Source organism: Colwellia sp. F1, from assembly GCF_056238625.1.
Genome location: NZ_JBWDLI010000008.1, coordinates 168,953 through 189,147 on the forward strand (window position 1 = coordinate 168,953; position 20,195 = coordinate 189,147).

The following is a 20,195-nucleotide window of genomic DNA, read 5'->3' on the forward strand; positions in this document are numbered from 1 at the left end:
GAGCAATCAAAAACAAAAGATAGCCCCAGCGCGCTAAATTCGTTAAGATCAGCGCATTCTTGAATTAATAACTTTATCTGAATACCATTTATGAAATACATACGTAACTTCTCAATTATCGCCCATATCGATCACGGTAAATCGACACTATCAGATCGTCTAATTCAGCATTGTGGAGGTTTGCAAGAACGAGAAATGGAAGCCCAAGTGCTTGATTCAATGGATATTGAACGTGAGCGCGGTATTACCATTAAAGCACAGAGTGTTACTTTAGATTATCAAGCTAACGATGGTGAAACTTATCAACTTAACTTTATTGATACCCCCGGACATGTTGACTTTTCCTATGAAGTTTCTCGCTCTTTAGCCTCATGTGAAGGGGCGTTATTAGTGGTTGATGCTGGCCAAGGTGTTGAAGCACAAACTGTTGCTAACTGTTATACCGCCATTGAAATGGATTTAGAAGTTATTCCTATTTTAAATAAAATAGATTTACCACAAGCAGACCCTGATCGGGTCAGTGAAGAAATTGAACATATTATTGGTATTGATGCAACGGATGCGGTGACCTGTTCAGCTAAAACAGGTATTGGCATTGAAGATGTTTTAGAAACCATAGTTAAAAATATTCCACCGCCAACAGGAGAGTATGATGCGCCGTTGCAAGCGTTAATTGTTGACTCATGGTTTGATAACTATCAAGGTGTTGTCTCTTTAGTTAGAGTGATGAACGGTGAAATTCGCAAAGGCGACAGAATGTTAGTGATGTCTACTGGGCAAGTTCACCAAGTGGACAAAGTTGGTATATTTACACCGAAACAAGTTGATACCGACATTTTACGCGCAGGCGAGGTGGGTTTTGTTATTGCAGGCATTAAAGAAATTCATGGTGCGCCTGTAGGTGATACAGTTACTATCAGCAAAAAAGAAACAGCTAACCCTTTACCTGGCTTTAAAAAGGCACAGCCACAAGTTTATGCGGGTATTTTTCCGATTAGCTCTGATGACTATGAAAGTTTCCGTGATGCCCTAAACAAACTAAGCCTTAACGACGCATCCTTGTTTTTTGAACCAGAAAACTCATCTGCGCTAGGTTTTGGCTTTCGCATAGGTTTTCTGGGTATGCTCCACATGGAAATTATTCAAGAGCGCTTGGCGCGCGAATATGATCTTGATTTAATAACCACGGCGCCAACGGTTAATTACGAAATTGCTTGTACTAATGGTGAAATATTATCAATTGATAACCCTGCTGATTTACCAGCAATTAATAATATTGAAGAAATTCGTGAGCCTATTGTACAAGCCAATATTTTGGTACCACAAGAATATTTAGGTAGCGTTATTACCTTGTGTATTGAAAAACGTGGTATTCAGAAAGATCTTATTTATCATGGAAACCAAGTCGCATTGTCATACGAACTTCCCATGGCGGAAGTGGTCATGGACTTTTTTGATAGATTAAAATCAACCAGTCGTGGTTATGCCTCACTTGATTACCATTTTGTGCGTTTTGATGCCGCAGATATGGTGCGTGTTGACGTGATGATTAATGGCGACAGAGTTGATGCCTTAGCCATGATAACGCATCGAACAAACTCAGTACCTCGTGGGCGCTTGTTGGTTGATAAACTACGAGAGTTAATTCATCGTCAAATGTTTGATATTGCAATTCAAGCGGCAATTGGTAATAACGTTATCGCTAGAACAACAGTGAAACAATTACGTAAGAATGTAACAGCCAAATGTTATGGTGGTGATATCAGCCGTAAGAAAAAGTTATTACAAAAACAAAAAGAGGGTAAAAAACGTATGAAGCAAGTTGGTAATGTTGAAGTGCCTCAAGAAGCGTTTTTAGCCGTACTTAAATTAGATAGTTAATTAACACGACCAACAATAAACCCGCGTGGTTTATTGTTGGTATACTCATTAACAATAGGATCCCTATGGCTGTTTATTTTTCAATTATCCTAGTAGCAATTACGGCAATCACCGGTATTGTTTGGCTTGCCGATAAGCTCTATTTAGCACCACAACGTAAATTAAACCTTGAACAAGCACAAAATGCAATAAAAGCACAAGGTGGTGCTGAATTATCACAAAGCACGGTAGCCAAGCTGTCAGAGCCATCGCCTGTCGTTGACACTTTCTCGCAAATTTTTCCTGTTATTGCTATTGTCTTAATATTACGTTCATTTATTTACGAGCCTTTTCAAATACCTTCAGGCTCTATGATGCCAACCTTACTTGACGGCGATTTTATTTTAGTTAATAAATTTAATTATGGCTTACGTGAGCCTGTTACTCGTCATAAATTTTATAACATTGGTTTGCCAGAACGCGGTGATGTTATCGTGTTTAAATACCCTGAAGACCCACGTATAGATTATATTAAACGTGTTATAGGGCTTCCTGGAGACCGTATTATTTATCGTAATAAGTCTTTATACATTAAAAAGCCCTGTACCGAAGCTGATACCACTTGCCCTGATTTTGTGCAAATTGTAAATACCTTTAGTAAGAAGTACCAAGGCCCTGACGCAGAAGACGGCATGAATCAATTTGAAACGACTATGTTTGGTAAAACCCATAGTATTTTAAATGATCAAAACACGTTATCAAGAACTGGCCATTATTTTAAGCAAGCAGGTACAGCCCAAGATGAGTTTTTAGTGCCAGCAGGCCATTATTTTGTTATGGGTGATAATAGAGATAATTCATTAGATGGTAGATTTTGGGGGTTTGTACCTGAAGAAAACCTGGTTGGTCAAGCGGTTGCAATTTGGATGAGTTTTGACTTTGACCGTAGCGACGATAGCTTTTTACCGCGTTGGATACCGACCAATGTGCGCTTTGAGCGTATTGGTGCAATAAACTGATGGGCAATAAAAAGCAGACAAGTGCGCTAATGTTAAAGCGTTTATCAAAACAAATTGGTTATAATTTCACCAAGCCTGAATTATTGTTGCAAGCCCTTACGCACCGAAGTGCCAAAGGGCAGCACAATGAAAGGTTAGAATTTTTAGGTGACTCTATTTTAGGTTTTGTTATTGCCCAAGCGTTATTTGAACGATTTCCTAACCATAATGAAGGAGATTTAACTCGCATGCGCTCTAGTTTAGTTAAAGGGGTGACTTTAGCTGAAATCGGTCGGGACTTTCACTTAGGTGACTACCTGATACTAGGGCCTGGAGAGCTAAAAAGCGGTGGCCACAGGCGAGACTCTATTTTAGAAGATGCTATAGAGGCCATCATTGGCGCTGTGTATCTCGACTCAAATATAGCACAGTGTAAGCAGTTGATCCTTACTTGGTTTGACCAAAGGTTAATCGAAATCAAACCAGGTAATGAACAAAAAGATCCAAAAACCCGCTTACAAGAATACCTTCAAGGCAGAAAGATCCCATTACCTGTTTATGATGTTATTGAAACGAGTGGACAGTCGCATAACCAAAGTTTTACTGTTAGTTGTGTAACCGAGGTGGTTAATACCAAAGTTATTGCTAAGGGAACAAGCAGACGAAAAGCTGAGCAAGCGGCCGCGCAACAAGTTTTAGCACAGTTAGAGCAGCTTGGCTCAAAGAAGAAAAACAATAAGGTAAACTAGTTAATGAATCATGAATCTACCCATGCAGGGTTAATTGCCATTGTTGGTCGCCCCAATGTAGGTAAGTCTACTTTGCTTAATGCGTTGCTTGGCCAAAAAATAAGCATAACCTCGCGTAAACCACAAACCACACGTCATCGCATTTTAGGTATATTTACAGAGGGTAATAAGCAAGCGGTTTTAGTCGATACACCGGGATTGCACGCAGAAGAAAAGCGTGCGATAAACCGCGTGATGAACCGCGCAGCTAGTAGCTCTATTGCGGAAGTTGAACTTGTGCTCTTTTTAGTTGAAGGAACTCATTGGACTACCGATGACGAATTAGTCCTTAATAAAATTAAAAAAAGTGGTTCGTCTTGTATTCTTGTTGTGAACAAAATTGATAATATTGTTGATAAAGATGACCTACTGCCGCATTTACAAAAGTTAGGTGCAATGCATAATTTTACTGATATTGTGCCTATTTCTGCAAGTAAAGGTCATAGCGTAGACACGATAAAAAAACTGTGTTTAGCCAGTTTGCCAGAAAGTGATTTTTGGTTTCCAGAAGATCATATCACCGATAGATCAAGCCGTTTTATGGCTTCAGAAATTATTCGAGAAAAACTGATTCGTTTTACTGGTGACGAGCTTCCTTATTCTATTACCGTTGAAATTGAACAATTTAAAATAGACACAAAAGGCACTATTCATATTAACGCCTTAGTACTGGTTGAGCGAGACAGTCAAAAGCGTATGGTTATTGGTAATAAGGGCGAGCGCTTGAAAACTATTGGTCAAGAAGCTAGGCGTGATATGGAAACCTTGTTTGACAGTCGCGTATTCTTAGAAACGTGGGTAAAAGTTAAATCAGGCTGGGCAGACGATGAGCGCGCTTTAAGAAGTCTTGGCTATGGTGATGATTACTCAGGTTAGTTAACGCCATGTTATACTAACCAACGATTTACATCCTATGATGAGTGACGAGTGTAAAAGTAGACAACATGTCAAATATTCAGCTAGAACAAGATGCCTTTGTACTCCACTCACGCCCCTTTAAAGAAAACCAGCAATTGCTAGAGTTGCTCACTAAATTTGAAGGTAAAATTTCTGCGCTTGTTTATGTAGGGCAATCTAAGCGGTCTATTAAAAAAGGCATGATCCAGCCATTTTTACCGTTAAAGTGTATTGTTAAAGACAACAACACTTCGTTAAAACTGATCAAAAGCCTTGAAACAACAGCAAACTCTTATCCATTAAGTAAACATAGTTTATATAGTGGTTTTTATTTAAATGAGCTCATGGTCAGGCTATTAGCCCAGGGTATTGCTTGTGAAGCTTTATTTAGCCAGTATCAGTCTACGCTGCAGGCCTTATCTGATAATTTACCCATTGCCCCACAATTAAGGCTGTTTGAATTATGTTTGTTGGAAGAGTTAGGGCTCTGTTTTGATTTTAGCCCAATATTTAATGAAACAAGCACGCAGATTGTAGGTTTTTATTACATTGCCGAGGAAGGCTTTGTCCCCGCTTATCAATATTCAATTACTAATATCAGCACCCCTTGGTTTAGTACCGAGCACTTACGAATGATTGCTGAGCATATTCACCATGGGACAGTGCTAGCAGGTGATGTAGCCCATACGTTTAAGCTATTAATGCGCAATGTTCTACACCATTTGCTTGAAGGTAAGCCATTAAATAGCCGAAAATTATTTGTCAGATAATAGTGATATAATATCACCACGAATAGAGAGATAAGAGAGAATAAAATGAAAGAATTGTTCTTAGGGGTGAATGTGGATCACATTGCCACATTACGCCAAGCCCGAGGCACTAATTACCCTGATCCTGTTTATGCAGCAAGTGTTGCTGAGCATGCAGGTGCTGATGGGATCACTGTTCACTTACGTGAAGACAGACGTCATATTCAAGACCGCGATATTTATTTATTAAAACAAACATTGCACACACGGATGAATTTTGAAATGGCGGTCACTGATGAAATGATTGCCATTGCTTGTGATGTTAAACCTGCTTTTTGCTGTTTAGTCCCTGAAAAAAGAGAGGAGCTAACGACAGAAGGTGGCTTAGATGTTGTTAGCCAACTGGCTAAAGTGTCAGAAGCTGTTGAAAAACTTGCTGCTGTTGGTACACAAGTTAGTTTATTTATTGACGCTGATAAAGCGCAAATAGATGCAGCTTTAGCCAGTGGTGCACCTTATATTGAAATTCATACAGGGCAGTATGCCGACGCGGATAATGAACTTGACCAACAAGCAGAGTTAAGGCGTTTAACTGACGGAATTAAGTATGCGCATAGTATTGGTTTAAAGGTTAACGCGGGGCATGGTTTAACTTACTTTAATGTAAAGCCTATTGCGGCCATTGAAGAGTTAGTTGAATTAAATATTGGCCATGCAATAATTGCTCGCGCGGCTATTGATGGCCTTGATAAAGCAGTTAGAGACATGAAAGCTTTAATGCTTGCAGCGAGATTAGGGAAAGACTAGACGCTAGGAAGAGACTAGGCGCTAGTACCTAGTACCTAGTACCTAGTACCTAGTACCTAGTACCTAGTACCTAGTACCTAGTACCTAGTACCTAGTACCTAGTCTCTAGTCTCTAGTCCCTAAAACCTATATAATTTAAAGGATCGTCTATGCCCATTGTTGGTATTGGTACCGATATTATAGAAATAAGCCGTATTGCCACCATGGCTGATAATACACGTGATCGCTTAGCCCAGCGAGTGTTGACACCAACCGAGTATCAACATTTTTGTTCAATGAATACCACTGTTAATAACTCAGAAACAACCGCCCAGACAGTACATGCAAATAAAGCTGTGCGTTATCTTGCTAAACGTTGGGCGGGGAAAGAAGCTGCAGCTAAAGCCTTAGGCACAGGGATTGCGAGCGGCGTATCTTTTCAGCATATAGAGATAATAACACTCGACAGCGGACAGCCAACATTAACCTTTACTGGGCATGCTTTAGCGATAGTACAAGAAAAAAAGGCAAATGATTGGCATATTTCTCTTGCCGATGAAAAACATTATGCCACTGCTTTTGTCACACTTTCATCTACTTAACAACAAGTAAGTAGCAGCAATAAGCCAACGAAAGCAATATTGTTTTGCTTTACTACTTTTTTATACTATCATAATGCTGCAGTGCGTTAACTGTTAAGTCGTTATCAACTGCTACAATATACCATAGCAGCTATTATCCAGAGGTTAAAAAGGAGTGGTCATGCAAGCGCAAGAAGAGCCTATGCTTGAAAGACGTTCACCTGAAAAATCTATTTGGTGGGATAAACTTTCATTAGCACAAAAATTTTCAGCGAGTAGTTTAGGAAAGTTTGGTTATGAATTACTTTTTGTACGCGATGAAAATGGCGAGAGTTTAGCTGTTCTTAGTAGTGATACAGGCGTGGCAGTAATAACCGAAGATGGTGATATCAATACAGCCCCCGATATTGCGATGCGTAAATAACATTGGGTGTAAAGGCACTTAGCTAAGAATGCTAATAATAGCCTTATCGACTACCTTAATTCGGTAATTCGTACTAGTTAAGTGAGTTGCCCGACACCTCCACACGCTTTTTTATATGCATTGCTATCATTTTATTCAATAAAACCAAATAAAACCTATTCCGAGTTTTCCAGCATACCAGCCTAATTAACCATTGTTTATATCAAGTCTATTAAAAGCCTATCTTCAGGTGGAATGAGTATAAAACTCGTGTAAAATACTCATCATTAGCCTCTTATATTATGGTGTTAATAAATAACAGTGCTTATTACACAGCATAGTTGCGCTTAGCTTTAGCCACTTAGGTAAGTTAACACTAAATAAAAAATCCCTTTGGTATGTAATCATGGCAAATTTCTTCAAAGTAAACAGTAAAAAGTTAGCTAAAGCGCAAGATAAACCCACATTAACGGTTAATGTTCAAAAGCTCGATCTTAACGGTTGTGGCGTTGCTTATGTCAAGAAAAAACCTATTTTTATTCCTGCAGCTTTACCTAATGAAAGCGTGGATATTCGCGTTGTTGAACAAAAAAATAAGTATAGTATTGCTAAATTATTAACCGTTAACAAAGCGAGTAAAAACAGAGTCACAGCTAAGTGTCAGCATTTTACACTGTGTGGCGGTTGTGACTTACAACACCTTGACTATTCAGAGCAACTGAACTTTAAACAAAATAAAGTGATTGAATTATTTTCCCGTGCAGGCATTACTCGCTCAACACATGTGAATAATGCCGTTGCAGCGCTTCCTTGGCAAACACCGATAGTGAGCTCACCTTGGCATTACCGGCGTAAAGCGAGAATAGGCGTGCAGTTTGATAAAAACGCGCAAGCGACGGTTGGCTTTAGGCAAAAATCAACGAATCAACTGGTTGCTATCAAATCGTGTCCTGTACTGGTTGAGCAAGCAGAGCATATCTTTCCTCTGTTAAAAAAGCTTATTAGCGAGCTAAGTGTTAAAAAAGCAATTGGCCATATTGAAGTGCTTGGCCTCGATGAACTGGAACAGAGAGAGCGGGGCAGTCATTGTACAGCGTTATTGGCTGAGCCAACTAAAGCGCAGCGCAAACTTGTTTTAATTGTTCGCCAACTGCGATCAATGAATAAACAGGATCAAGAACGCTGGCAAACGTATGCAGATAAACATAATTGGCAGGTGTATATTCAAGAAAGCGATCACAGTATTAAGCCAAGCGCAGCGAAAAGCACGCTCGGGTCGCTTAACAACTTAAGTTATCGCTTAATTAACGATATTCAAATTAATTTTTCAAGTAATGATTTTATACAAATAAACCAGCAGGTTAATTTAAACATGGTTGAGCAAGCACTGGCTTGGTTAAAGCCACAGAGCGATGATACTATTTTAGATTTATTCTGCGGGTTAGGAAACTTCAGTTTACCGTTAGCGCAAAAAGCTTGCCGTGTTATTGGCGTGGAAGGGGTGCAAAGTATGGTAGACAAAGCAACGGCTAACGCTAAAATTAATCAGCTTCATAATTGTCAGTTTTTTCAAGCAAACTTAAACAGTGAATGGGGCTGTTCGGCGCAAGAGCACAGCAGTAAAGAACACAATAAAGCGTCAGCATTAGAAAATGCTTGGGCTAATATACCCTTTACCAAGGTTTTGCTAGACCCTGCTAGAGCCGGCGCAGAGGTTGCCGTTAAGCATATTGCTAACCGTAAAATCCCCACAGTACTTTATGTTAGTTGTGATCCAAGTACACTGGCAAACGACAGTAAAATATTGCTTTTAAATGGCTATAAAATTGAAAAAATAGGCCTGGTTGATATGTTTTCACAAACAAAGCACGTTGAAACTATGGTACTATTTACTCGGTAGCACAGCAATTAAACCTGCTAAAGCCTCACGCGTTTTATTCATGTTTAATATTATTAATCAAAAGATTAGCCATATATCATCAGAAAGGAAAAAACATGGTTTCGGTGCGAAAATCTCATCAAGTTGTCAGTGTAAACTTTAAAGATTGGCTAGCTGGACAATCTCTTCCACATGATAAACAACAGTCTCTTGAAATGCTGTGGGAAAAAGTAGCGTCATATTTTTTGCACCAAGAAGTTCACTTAGTAAAGTCGATGGAAATGGTTGAGATCTTGTCTGGCTTAAACTTAGACGCCGACTCCCTCTCAGCCGCTTTTTTAACCCCCTTGCTAGAAAATGACTTTATCAGCCAAGATTTTGTTAAAGAGCACTGTGGGGAAAACGTAGCCATGCTGTGCCAAGGCGTTGAAAAAATGGAAGCAATTAAAGGACTAAGGCAGCAAAGTAGTGTTAGTAACACTGACAATATCCGCCGTATGTTGCTTGCTATGGTTGAAGATGTTAGAGCGGTTGTTATTAAACTAGCAGAGCGTTTGTATGACTTACGTTCACAGAAAAGTAATGATGAAGAAAACCGGGTGTTAACAGCAAAAGAAAGCGCTAATATCTACGCTCCCTTAGCAAACCGTTTAGGTATTGGGCAGTTGAAGTGGGAGTTAGAAGATATTTCTTTTAGTTACCTGCATCCAAAAGTCTATAAAAAAATAGCCAAGTTATTAGATGAAACTCGCCTCGAACGTGAGCAATATATGGATGACTTTGTTAGCCATTTAAAAGCACAATTGCAAGCTTTGCAAATACACGGTGAGGTTTATGGCCGTCCAAAACATATCTATAGCATTTGGAAAAAAATGCAGCAAAAATCATTAGACTTTGACCAATTGTTTGATGTACGTGCAGTGCGTGTTGTAGTTGAAAAAATACAAGATTGTTACTCAGCTTTAGGGGTAGTTCACACACAATGGCAGCACTTATCAAAAGAATTTTCAGACTATGTTGCTACACCTAAACCTAATGGGTATCAGTCAATTCATACAGTTGTACTTGGGCCAGAAGGCAAGTCTGTAGAAGTGCAAATTAGAACCAAGCAAATGGACGATGATGCCGAACTTGGCGTAGCGGCACATTGGCGTTATAAAGAGACATCAGCTAAAAAAGGTGGCGGCAAAAGCGACAGTTTTGATGACAAAATTGGCTGGTTACGCAAAATTTTACAATGGCAAGACGATGTTGCTGAAAGCGGCGAGTTATTAGATGAACTACGTAGCCAAGTGTTTGAAGACCGAATTTATGTTTTTACGCCTTCGGGCGATGTTATTGATTTACCTATGGGGTCAACACCGTTAGATTTTGCTTACTACATACACTCGAATGTAGGTCATTGCTGCATAGGAGCTAAAGTCTTTGGCAAAATAGTACCTTTTACGCACCAATTAAAAACGGGTGATCAAGTTGAAGTATTAACCAGTAAAGTACCCAACCCAAGCCGTGACTGGCTAAACCCCCAGTTAGGTTATATTTATTCATCTAGAGCAAGGGCAAAAGTACAGCACTTTTTTAAACTACAAGACCGAGATAAACATCTAGCGTTAGGTAAGGAGTTGCTTGATAGCGAATTGGCTAAGTTGAAAAATTTAACAATAACTCAAGCACGCATCAAAGAAGTGACAGTGCGCTTTAACGTTAAAACAATGGATGATTTATATGCGGCCATTGGTTCAGGCAACGCTCGTTTACAGCAAGTGATTAATTACTTTAAACAACTTGATGATAAATTAACCCCAGCCCCTGAGCTTGATCCACAAAGTTTAGTGAGAGAACCGCAAGTAGATAACAATACAGGTAGTGATAACAATGGTATAACTGTGTCGGGTGTCGGTAATTTGCTCACACATATAGCAAAATGTTGTTCGCCTGTACCTGGTGATATTATTGCCGGCTTTATTACCCAAGGTCGGGGGATCTCCGTCCACCGAGAAGACTGTGAACAATTAGCCAATATACTAGAGCAACAGCCTGAGCGGCAAGTAGAAGTGCAATGGGGGCTTGATGACAAGCAAAACTATCAAGCCAGTATGCTTATCATTTCTAGCGACCGTCAAGGGTTATTCCGCGATATATCAACTATTATTGCCAACGAAAAAATAAGTATCATTGGCATTGATAGCCACAGTGATAATGCAAAGCAAAGCATGAGCATGAAGATTACCATAGAAGTTACCAGCAGCGAATTACTTGCACGGGTAATAGAGAAAATTAAACAACTTGACGATGTAGTGGATGTAAAAAGGTTATAACCCTAACGCACACATCGCTGATACGGGCATAGTACCCAAAAGAGAAAGAACATGTTAAATACTACTGTAGACAGTGAAGCTTCTATTGAAAAACTCCGTTGGATTATGGCGCAATTACGTGATCCTGACACAGGTTGCCCGTGGGATATAAAGCAGAACTTTTCATCTATCACAGCGCATACCATTGAAGAAGCCTACGAAGTGGTTGATGCAATTGAACAGCATGACTTTGCTGAACTTAATAAAGAATTAGGTGATTTACTCTTTCAGGTAATTTTTTATAGCCAATTAGGCCAAGAGCAAGCCTTGTTTAATTTTGACACTGTTGTCGAGGCTATTTGTGAAAAACTGATTCGTCGCCATCCACATGTGTTTGCTAATACCAAGTTAACGACAGACGCGCAAATAAAAGCGAACTGGGAAAATGAAAAATCTAAAGAGCGTCAAAGTAAAAATGAACACCATAAACTGAGCGTACTTGCAGATATTCCTAAAAGTTTACCGGCTTTATCACAAGCGGCAAAAATTCAAAAACGCTGTTCACATGTTGGTTTTGACTGGGATAATATAACCGATGTTTTTGCAAAAGTTGAAGAAGAAGTACTTGAAGTAAAAGACGAGCTACAAGCAAAAGACATTAACCATACAGCATTAGGTGAAGAGCTAGGAGACTTAATGTTTGCTGTGGTTAACTTATGTCGCCATGCTAAACAAGACCCAGAAACACTGTTGCGCCGAGCTAACCAAAAGTTTACTCAGCGTTTTCATGGAGTAGAAGTGCAAGTAGAGCGCTCAAAACGTGAATTTTCACAACATAGCCTTGAGCAATTAGAGCAGTATTGGCAACAAGTAAAACGTAATGAGCAAGGCGAATGAACAAATCTATTTTGCCTTCCCTAGCTATACAGGCCAGCCAACCTGCTGAAAATAACCATGTAACTATTGGCTTAACAAACCCTAAAAGCCCGAGTAATGTTGGCGCAGTTATGCGTGCAGCGGGTTGCTATGGTATTGACCAAGTACTTTACACAGGGCAACGTTATGCAAATGCTGTTAAATTTAATGGTTCACAGCATAAAGCACAAAAGCATAATACAGATACTAAAAATGCCCATGAAAAAATTCCCCTTACCGCGGTCAGTAAGTTTGACGATCTTGAGTTATTACGCCAGCTTTTACCCAAAGACACAAACATTGTTTGTGTTGACTTAGTTGAAGGGGCGATCCCGCTTCCAAGCTTTGACCACCCAGAGCAAGCGCTTTACATTTTTGGCCCAGAAGATGGTACTATTAGCCAGAGTATGATCAATAAAGCTGATGATGTAGTCTATGTGCCTACCGTTGGATGTATGAATTTAGCAGCATCAGTAAATGTATTGTTATATGATCGCTTAGCGAAAGCTTTGTTAAAAGAGAATAAGCACCAGAGCGATAACACATTAATTAGAAAAAGTAGAGATACCAATAACAAGGTTAAAGTGCCGCAAAAATAAAAGCTTGAGCCAGAAGGGTTAAAAGTGAAGAAAGCAAGGTCAACTAGCGTAACGTTGATTATAGATAACGGAGAGGCCGGTGAATCAAAACCAAAGATTATCAACTCACCAAGCACTAACGTCAACGTTAGCCACAAAAGCTGATAGAGCGATAAAAGAAGTGGCTAGCAATGAATGCCCACCATCCGCTTCAATAAGAAGTAAATTCAAGGTGCTTTTATGGAAGGCTACCGGCATTTTTTGTGTTGGTTTAGCGATTTTAGGCGCTATTTTACCGGTAATGCCGACAACCGTTTTCCTTTTAATGGCAACCGCCTGTTTTGCTAAATCTTCACCGAGAATGCAAAAAAAATTACTGAATAACAAAACCTTTGGCCCGTTAATTAGAGACTGGCAGCAACATAGAACTATTCCTAAAAAAGCCAAAAGAATAGCGTTGTTAACCATAGTGCTTTCTGTGGCTTGGTCTGCTTATTTAGTTCAAAATATCATGTTAACCCTATTGGTGATTGCGCTGGTTATTGGCCCATTTATATTTTTATACCGCCTACCTATTAGTAAGTAACCTATACGATTTAAGCAGTCAGTTAACTAGCAGTTGTGAAGCTTACTGACTAATGTTTGTGTTTGCTTGTACCTTTTAGGTACCGTTCAGCTTAAGGGCGAGGTGCGAGTGCTTTTTTTACTATTGCAGCTAAATGCTCGGGTAATGGCAGCTGCAAGGCAATGTTCTGGGCTTCTTCAGACATTTTTTTCCACGTTAACTTTACAATTCGGATGATTTTAGCCTCATTGTCTTGCTTTAGGTATTGCGCTGAAAACTCATCAAAGTAGTGTTCAAGAAAAACTAAACAAGCAACATCTTCTAGCGTTTGGCTATCGGCATTCAGTGGGTTGTCGGCGCGATACTTTGCACTGCTCTTTAAATTTTCTTTACAAATCATTGACGCAGTTTGTTTAGCTTGTAAAGCGCTGTAGCCATGCTCAACCATAATACTTGCCGCTAACTCACCATGAAACTTACCTAAAGCAATACGCCATTGGTAATAACCTGCTTTGCCTGGTGCAAATGCATCGCGTGGTAAATGCCAGCGTTTAATGTGCTGAGCACGCACAGCTATTTGTAGCAATTCACTGGCATGCGGCCAATGTTGTGCTAAACAAGCACTCATGCGTTGGCCATAGAGTAACTCTTTTGGCTGAGCTTCGTTATTAAATAGCGTAAAGTTGGTGTCTTGGCGATTTACATCGTCAATGGCGGATAAAACCTGTGCTAATTGATTGTTCATTGTTTACTTAAATAAAAAAAGTGATAGCTATATCATAACCATTAATGAAACATAAAAAAATGGTTGTTTTTCAGCTTGCTTGAATACTTGTTATTGTTGTTAGCTTTGATTTTAAGTATAATACTTTCCCGTCCTGCTTTGTCTATTTTTAGCCTTATATTTTAGTCGCTTCTCTTAAGCCTTAAGCGTATTTAAGGATAACGATAATTTAATAGCTAAAAAACAAAGCAAAAAAATCAGTATTTCCCTTACATCGGTGTAGACATGACAACTAGATATATTTTTGTTACTGGCGGCGTAGTTTCGTCTCTTGGTAAAGGTATTGCCGCAGCTTCATTGGCCGCAATTCTTGAAGCACGTGGTTTAAAAGTAACCATGCTGAAACTTGATCCTTATATTAATGTCGATCCCGGCACTATGAGCCCAATTCAACACGGTGAAGTGTTTGTTACTGATGACGGAGCCGAAACTGATTTAGATCTGGGTCATTATGAGCGCTTTATTCGCACTAAAATGACTAAGTTGAATAACTTTACAACGGGGCGTATTTATCAAGATATTTTAGCGCGAGAGCGTAAAGGCGAGTTTTTAGGCGCCACTATTCAAGTGATCCCACACATTACTAACGATATAAAACGTCGGGTAATTGAAGGGGCTGAAGGCTACGATATTGCCATGGTTGAAGTCGGCGGTACAGTAGGTGATATTGAATCACAACCCTTTTTAGAAGCGATACGACAATTAGCAACAGAAGTTGGCCGTGAACGTGCAATGTTTATGCACCTCACCTTGGTTCCTTATTTAGCCGCAGCAGGTGAAATTAAAACCAAACCAACACAGCACTCAGTAAAAGATTTACGTTCAATTGGTATATTTCCAGACATTTTAGTATGCCGCTCTGATAGACCGCTGCCTAACGGTGAACGCTCAAAAATAGCCTTGTTTTGTAACGTTGAAGACAAAGCTGTTATTTCGATGCGTGATGTTGACAGTATTTATAAAATACCTGCCTTGCTCAAGTCTCAAGGCATGGATGAATTAGTCACTAAACGTTTTGGTTTAACATTACCAGAAGCTGATTTGAGCGAGTGGGAAGAAGTGCTTTATCACGAAGCAAACCCTAAAGGCGAAATTACAGTGGGCATGGTAGGCAAATACATAGAGCTTCCCGATGCTTATAAATCAGTCAATGAGGCCTTAAAACATGCCGGTTTAAAAAACCAAGTGAGTGTAAATATTAAATATATTGATTCACAAGACGTTGAAGTGAAAGGGACTGATTTATTAAAAGACTTAGATGCTATTCTAGTACCTGGCGGGTTTGGCGAACGAGGTGTGGAAGGTAAAATATTATCGGCACAATACGCTCGCATAAATAAAATACCTTATTTAGGTATTTGTTTGGGCATGCAAGTGGCATTAATTGAATTTGCTCGTAATGTGGCTGGCTTAGCCGACGCCCACAGTACAGAGTTCAATACAGAATCGCCTTATCCTGTAGTTGGCTTGATCAGTGAATGGCTCGATGAAGAAGGGCAGGTAGAATACCGTTGTGAAAACTCCGACTTAGGCGGCACCATGCGTTTAGGCTCACAATTGTGCCATCTAGTGAAAGGCACCAAGGTACATGACGTATATGGCAGTGAAATAATTTATGAAAGACACCGCCACCGTTATGAGGTAAATAATAACTACCGAGAACAATTAAGCCAAGCGGGCTTGATCTTTTCGGGATTATCAACAGATAAAAGTTTAGTTGAGGTGATAGAAATAGCCGATCACCCATGGTTTATTGCCGGACAGTTCCATCCAGAGTTTAATTCAACTCCGCGTGATGGTCACCCATTGTTTGAAAGCTTTATTGCTGCCTCTTTTGAACACCAAAAGCAACAATTAAGCTAGTATACAATTTTTATAAACCGTAGCCCTGTGCTGCGGTTTTTGTTTTTTAGTTTTTGAAGGAAATATAATGTCAAATATCAGTAAAGTTTTAGCACGTGAAATTATGGACTCTCGCGGTAACCCAACCGTAGAAGCAGATGTATACTTATCATCAGGTGCTTGGGGACGTGCAGCAGCGCCTTCTGGGGCATCTACAGGCTCTCGTGAAGCTTTAGAGTTACGTGATGGTGATAAAGCCCGTTACTTAGGTAAAGGTGTGCTTAATGCAGTTGCAGCGATTAAAAATAATATCGCCCCAGCTCTGATCGGCCAAAATGCCCTTGAGCAAGCAGCCATTGATAAAATAATGATTGATTTAGACGGTACTGAAAATAAAGAAAAGTTTGGTGCAAATGCAATTTTAGCTGTTTCGTTAGCTGTAGCTAAAGCTGCGGCAGCAGAAAAAGGCGTACAATTATTCGAACATATTGCTGACTTAAACGGCACTTCAGGTGTTTATAGCTTACCTGTACCTATGATGAACATCATCAATGGTGGTGAACATGCTGATAATAACGTTGATATTCAAGAGTTTATGATTCAACCAGTTGGTGCTAAAAACTTTACTGACGCATTACGTATGGGTGCTGAAGTATTTCATGCACTTAAAAAAGTGTTGTCTGATAAAGGCTTAAGTACTGCCGTTGGTGATGAAGGTGGCTTTGCTCCTGATTTAGCCTCTAACGCAGATGCCTTAGCAGTAATTAAAGAAGCGGTTGCCGCTGCAGGGTACACATTAGGAACAGACATTACATTAGCGATGGACTGTGCCGCATCTGAATTTTATGACAGCGACAAAGGTATTTATGACCTTAAAGGTGAAGGCAAACAATTTAGCTCAAATGAATTCTCTGATTTTCTTGCTGAACTTTGTAAGCAATACCCCATCGTATCGATTGAAGATGGTTTAGATGAATCTGACTGGGACGGCTTTAAATACCAAACAGACTTGTTAGGCGATAAAGTACAAATTGTTGGTGATGATTTATTTGTAACCAATACCAAAATTTTCAAACGCGGTATTGACACAGGTGTTGCCAACTCAATTTTAATTAAATTTAACCAAATTGGTTCATTAACAGAAACATTAGCGGCGATACAAATGGCTAAAGCTGCTGGCTATACTGCTGTTATCTCACACCGTTCAGGTGAAACTGAAGATGCAACTATTGCTGATTTAGCGGTAGGTACAGCTGCAGGTCAAATTAAAACGGGTTCATTATGTCGTTCAGACCGTGTTTCTAAGTACAATCAGTTATTACGTATTGAAGAGTTTTTAGGCGATAAAGCAATATACAACGGCTTGTCTGAAATTAAAGGTCAATAATACTTTTATCATCAATTATAACAGAGAAGTGCAAGCTCTCTGTGAAAGAATATTGATAAACAAATCGTTAAAGTAAAAAGCCGAGCTGTACCAAGCTCGGCTTTTTTGTACCTGAGCGAGTATTACTACGGTGGTTTCTTGCCTTTGTATAGAAGTATTACAGTAAACGCGACAGTTAATTAATGAAGCGGGGATAATGTATTTTTATCGCCAATCAAGTATGCTAACTCATAATACTTGTGAAAAATATATACCTACTTTATTAATTAATGTCTCAAACTTCACTTTGGCAACCCAGCCTGCAAAATAATGACTTTGCAGAAATATGTAACGCGCTATACGAGCGAGAATTACGTGCGCTTGTCCAGGAGGAAGTGACCTCGGTAAAATCAATGCAAAGACGGCTACAGAGCTTAACGTATTATATTAACCGTACTGCTAACTTAATGACGCAAGTGAGTGGGCAGGGGCTTTCACCATTGACCTTAGACGCTCACAATGCCAGTTGGTTCGCTAAACAAGCCAGTAAGCTCCCTTTGTTAGGGCAAACAGCACAAGACATTGTTGCGTGGTACTTAAGGCAAGCGTTACCTCTTGGTTTAGTTGTTCCTATATTACAGGGTGAACATGTTATGCTTGATAGTATTGATAGAATTGACCGCGATAATAAAAGACTACGCACCAATGTGGCGGGTTGGTTTTCGTTAGCGCAACCCAATGACTTAACAGGTGCAGACATAATGTATGGTGTTGCCACAGAAAAACTAGCCGAAGCGTCTATTCCTTTTGCAATAAAAAACAATGCCGTGCCACTTAGGTTACTTAAACCCAATAAAAAAATAATGCGAGCAGCATGCGCAGGGCATTGTTGGCAAATAGCAGCAAACCGTAAAAGGGCGACAAAAAGTAGCACAACGGCGAGCAATATAAAATTACAGCCTATAACGTTAAGCTTACGTGAATTGCTTCTTTCTTGTGCGATTAACTGGAAAGACTTTAAACAACCATTAGCGTTATAAAAGAGAAATCCATATAATAGCGTCAATCATTTTTGTTATGTTTATACTCGATGCTTCATCAGGTGGTCATGCGAACATTTACCTTACTGTTATTTATTGTTTTAAGTTTGTTACAATACCGACTTTGGTTTGGTAAAAACAGTGTGCCTGATTACCTCTCTTTGCAAGAAGACGTTACTCGGCAGCAACGAGCAAATTCAAAGCTTGAGCAACGTAATAAGTTACTTTACGCCGACATTGACGACCTTAAATTAGGCACAGAAGCCATTGAAGAACGTGCGAGAAATGAATTGGGCATGATCAAAGAAAATGAGACTTTTTTTCGCCTTATTCCAACTAAAGGTAAGGCAGTAAACAGTAACATTAGCAACCATAATGTGAACAATGAAAACTCAATGCACAATAACGCTAACAAGGGATTATATTAGTTTTGAGTAACCGCACAATAAATAATCAAACGTCTAGTAGTAGTGTCAGCGAAAATAGGCCATCAACAACAGCAAATGTTGAAGCGCAAAAGTTTATTGTTGTTGTTCCTGCTGCAGGTGTTGGTAAGCGTATGCTGTCTGCTTACCCTAAGCAGTACTTGATGCTTGATCAGCAAACCATCTTAAACCACACCGTTACTCGTTTACTTAGCCATCAAAAAATTAGCAAGGTGATATTAGCAATTAATGATAATGATGACTATTTCCCCCAAACAGAACTTGCTAAAAACCCTAATGTTATTCGCGTATCTGGTGGGGCAGAGCGGGTTGACTCCGTGTTAAACGGGTTACAGCTATTAAGCAATGCTGATTGGGTGTTAGTCCATGATGCAGCGCGCCCTTGTATTACCCACCAAGATATCGACAAACTTATTGTGCAATGCCTAGAAAACAATTGTGGTGGTATTTTGGCAACGCCTGTTGTTGATACCATGAAGCTTGCACAGCAAACTGATGAGAAAAATAGCAGTAACGGGCTTAACAACGTGGCTGAAACTATTGATCGTAATAATCTATGGCATGCGTTCACACCGCAAATGTTTAAAGCTAATGAGTTAAAACAAGCTATAATTCAAGCGAAAGAAAAAGGGATTGCAATAACCGATGAAGCCTCTGCAATAGAGTTTGTTGGTTTACCGTGTTTGCTCGTCCCAGGTAGGGTCGATAATATAAAGATAACACGGCCAGAAGACTTAGCTCTAGCGCAGTTTTACTTAACAGCGCAACATAACGCTTAGTTTGGTTCCTTAGTTGCAGTGCGCATTCGCTAGCGGGTATGAATCGGTAAAAGCACAATAATAAAATTAATAAAACAAAGTAGTATCAAGCAATTTAAGTAAAGTAAACCTAAACAATGAAGGATAAAAAATGCGTATAGGGCATGGTTTTGATGTACATAAATTTGGCGGAGAAGGCCCTTTAATGCTGGCAGGCGTTGCGATTCCATTTGAAAAAGGCTTTGTTGCGCACTCTGATGGTGATGTTGCGATTCACGCACTTTGTGATGCTATTTTAGGCGCGCTTTGTTTGGGGGATATTGGCAATCATTTTCCAGACACGGATGATAAATATAAAAACATTTCTAGTCGTATATTGTTAAGCCATGTGGTTGGTTTTATGAAAGGCAAAGGCTACGAAATAGGTAATGTTGACATTACCATTGCGGCACAAGCCCCGAAAATATCCCCTTACTTGCTAGCAATGCGAGAATGTTTAAGTGAAGACTTAACCTGCTCATTAGCACAAATTAATGTCAAAGCAACGACAACAGAAGCGCTTGGTTATGTAGGGCGAAAAGAAGGTATTGCGGTGCATTGCGTGACACTACTGAAGCCGACTGTTCAGTCAGTTTCGTCTATTGCGAAAGCATAATTCTAACC

Annotated in this window: 20 protein-coding genes; 19 read left to right on the forward strand and 1 reads right to left on the reverse strand. The window is 39.6% G+C overall.

The features are described from left to right. The first annotated feature begins 90 nt into the window (after positions 1 to 90). From lepA to AC0UA9_RS09785, 13 genes are all read left to right on the forward strand, one after another. Positions 91 to 1,881: a translation elongation factor 4 gene (gene lepA / locus AC0UA9_RS09725; RefSeq protein WP_475659576.1), complete on the forward strand. Its 1,791-nt coding sequence runs from the start codon at positions 91 to 93 to the stop codon at positions 1,879 to 1,881. Between the two features lie 65 nt (positions 1,882 to 1,946). Beyond that, the gene (gene lepB / locus AC0UA9_RS09730) at positions 1,947 to 2,879 is read left to right on the forward strand and encodes a signal peptidase I (RefSeq protein ID WP_475659577.1); all 933 of its coding nucleotides are present in this window, start codon (positions 1,947 to 1,949) and stop codon (positions 2,877 to 2,879) included. Further along, entirely contained in the window at positions 2,879 to 3,607 is a 729-nt protein-coding gene (gene rnc / locus AC0UA9_RS09735) for a ribonuclease III (protein ID WP_475659578.1), read from the forward strand. Before lepB ends, rnc begins: the two co-directional genes overlap by 1 nt. Positions 3,608 to 3,610: 3 nt before the next feature. Then, positions 3,611 to 4,522 (forward strand): GTPase Era, encoded by a 912-nt coding sequence (gene era, locus AC0UA9_RS09740; RefSeq protein ID WP_475659580.1) that lies wholly within the window; start codon positions 3,611 to 3,613, stop codon positions 4,520 to 4,522. A 68-nt stretch (positions 4,523 to 4,590) separates the two neighbouring features. Beyond that, complete coding sequence (recO, locus tag AC0UA9_RS09745) at positions 4,591 to 5,313, forward strand: DNA repair protein RecO (protein WP_475659581.1); 723 nt, start codon at positions 4,591 to 4,593, stop codon at positions 5,311 to 5,313. 45 nt (positions 5,314 to 5,358) lie between these two features. Beyond that, the gene (gene pdxJ, locus AC0UA9_RS09750; protein ID WP_475659582.1) at positions 5,359 to 6,099 is read left to right on the forward strand and encodes a pyridoxine 5'-phosphate synthase; all 741 of its coding nucleotides are present in this window, start codon (positions 5,359 to 5,361) and stop codon (positions 6,097 to 6,099) included. 149 nt (positions 6,100 to 6,248) lie between these two features. Then, on the forward strand, positions 6,249 to 6,680 hold the full coding sequence (acpS, locus tag AC0UA9_RS09755; protein WP_475659583.1) for a holo-ACP synthase: 432 nt from the start codon (positions 6,249 to 6,251) through the stop codon (positions 6,678 to 6,680). 160 nt (positions 6,681 to 6,840) lie between these two features. Next, entirely contained in the window at positions 6,841 to 7,083 is a 243-nt protein-coding gene (locus AC0UA9_RS09760; protein ID WP_475659584.1) for a hypothetical protein, read from the forward strand. A 385-nt stretch (positions 7,084 to 7,468) separates the two neighbouring features. Beyond that, positions 7,469 to 8,962 carry a 23S rRNA (uracil(1939)-C(5))-methyltransferase RlmD gene (gene rlmD, locus AC0UA9_RS09765; RefSeq protein WP_475659585.1) on the forward strand — a complete coding sequence of 498 codons (1,494 nt, stop codon included), beginning with the start codon at positions 7,469 to 7,471 and terminating at the stop codon, positions 8,960 to 8,962. 95 nt (positions 8,963 to 9,057) lie between these two features. Then, complete coding sequence (gene relA, locus AC0UA9_RS09770; protein ID WP_475659586.1) at positions 9,058 to 11,259, forward strand: GTP diphosphokinase; 2,202 nt, start codon at positions 9,058 to 9,060, stop codon at positions 11,257 to 11,259. A 51-nt stretch (positions 11,260 to 11,310) separates the two neighbouring features. Continuing rightward, positions 11,311 to 12,135: a nucleoside triphosphate pyrophosphohydrolase gene (gene mazG / locus AC0UA9_RS09775; protein WP_475659587.1), complete on the forward strand. Its 825-nt coding sequence runs from the start codon at positions 11,311 to 11,313 to the stop codon at positions 12,133 to 12,135. Further along, the gene (locus AC0UA9_RS09780) at positions 12,132 to 12,752 is read left to right on the forward strand and encodes an RNA methyltransferase (protein WP_475659588.1); all 621 of its coding nucleotides are present in this window, start codon (positions 12,132 to 12,134) and stop codon (positions 12,750 to 12,752) included. Before mazG ends, AC0UA9_RS09780 begins: the two co-directional genes overlap by 4 nt. A 79-nt stretch (positions 12,753 to 12,831) precedes the next feature. After that, a complete protein-coding gene (locus AC0UA9_RS09785; protein WP_475659589.1) occupies positions 12,832 to 13,317 on the forward strand; it encodes a YbaN family protein in 486 nt (161 codons plus the stop codon). Positions 13,318 to 13,408: 91 nt separating this feature from the next. Here the strand turns inward: AC0UA9_RS09785 and AC0UA9_RS09790 are convergent, their stop codons facing one another. Further along, the gene (locus AC0UA9_RS09790) at positions 13,409 to 14,041 is read right to left on the reverse strand and encodes a DUF4202 domain-containing protein (RefSeq protein ID WP_475659590.1); all 633 of its coding nucleotides are present in this window, start codon (positions 14,039 to 14,041) and stop codon (positions 13,409 to 13,411) included. 264 nt (positions 14,042 to 14,305) lie between these two features. Here AC0UA9_RS09790 and AC0UA9_RS09795 point away from each other — a divergent pair, with 264 nt between their 5' ends. The 6 genes from AC0UA9_RS09795 to ispF all read left to right on the forward strand — a co-directional run bounded on the left by AC0UA9_RS09795 (position 14,306) and on the right by ispF (position 20,187). Beyond that, a complete protein-coding gene (locus tag AC0UA9_RS09795; protein WP_475659592.1) occupies positions 14,306 to 15,943 on the forward strand; it encodes a CTP synthase in 1,638 nt (545 codons plus the stop codon). 67 nt (positions 15,944 to 16,010) lie between these two features. Then, on the forward strand, positions 16,011 to 17,309 hold the full coding sequence (gene eno / locus AC0UA9_RS09800; RefSeq protein ID WP_475659593.1) for a phosphopyruvate hydratase: 1,299 nt from the start codon (positions 16,011 to 16,013) through the stop codon (positions 17,307 to 17,309). Between the two features lie 269 nt (positions 17,310 to 17,578). After that, positions 17,579 to 18,328, forward strand: a complete 750-nt coding sequence (locus tag AC0UA9_RS09805) for a hypothetical protein (protein WP_475659595.1) — start codon at positions 17,579 to 17,581, stop codon at positions 18,326 to 18,328. 68 nt (positions 18,329 to 18,396) lie between these two features. Further along, positions 18,397 to 18,756 carry a cell division protein FtsB gene (gene ftsB / locus AC0UA9_RS09810; RefSeq protein ID WP_475659596.1) on the forward strand — a complete coding sequence of 120 codons (360 nt, stop codon included), beginning with the start codon at positions 18,397 to 18,399 and terminating at the stop codon, positions 18,754 to 18,756. Between the two features lie 2 nt (positions 18,757 to 18,758). Beyond that, positions 18,759 to 19,553, forward strand: a complete 795-nt coding sequence (gene ispD, locus AC0UA9_RS09815) for a 2-C-methyl-D-erythritol 4-phosphate cytidylyltransferase (protein ID WP_475659597.1) — start codon at positions 18,759 to 18,761, stop codon at positions 19,551 to 19,553. A 130-nt stretch (positions 19,554 to 19,683) separates the two neighbouring features. Then, positions 19,684 to 20,187 (forward strand): 2-C-methyl-D-erythritol 2,4-cyclodiphosphate synthase, encoded by a 504-nt coding sequence (gene ispF, locus AC0UA9_RS09820; protein ID WP_475659598.1) that lies wholly within the window; start codon positions 19,684 to 19,686, stop codon positions 20,185 to 20,187. Positions 20,188 to 20,195 lie beyond the last annotated feature (8 nt).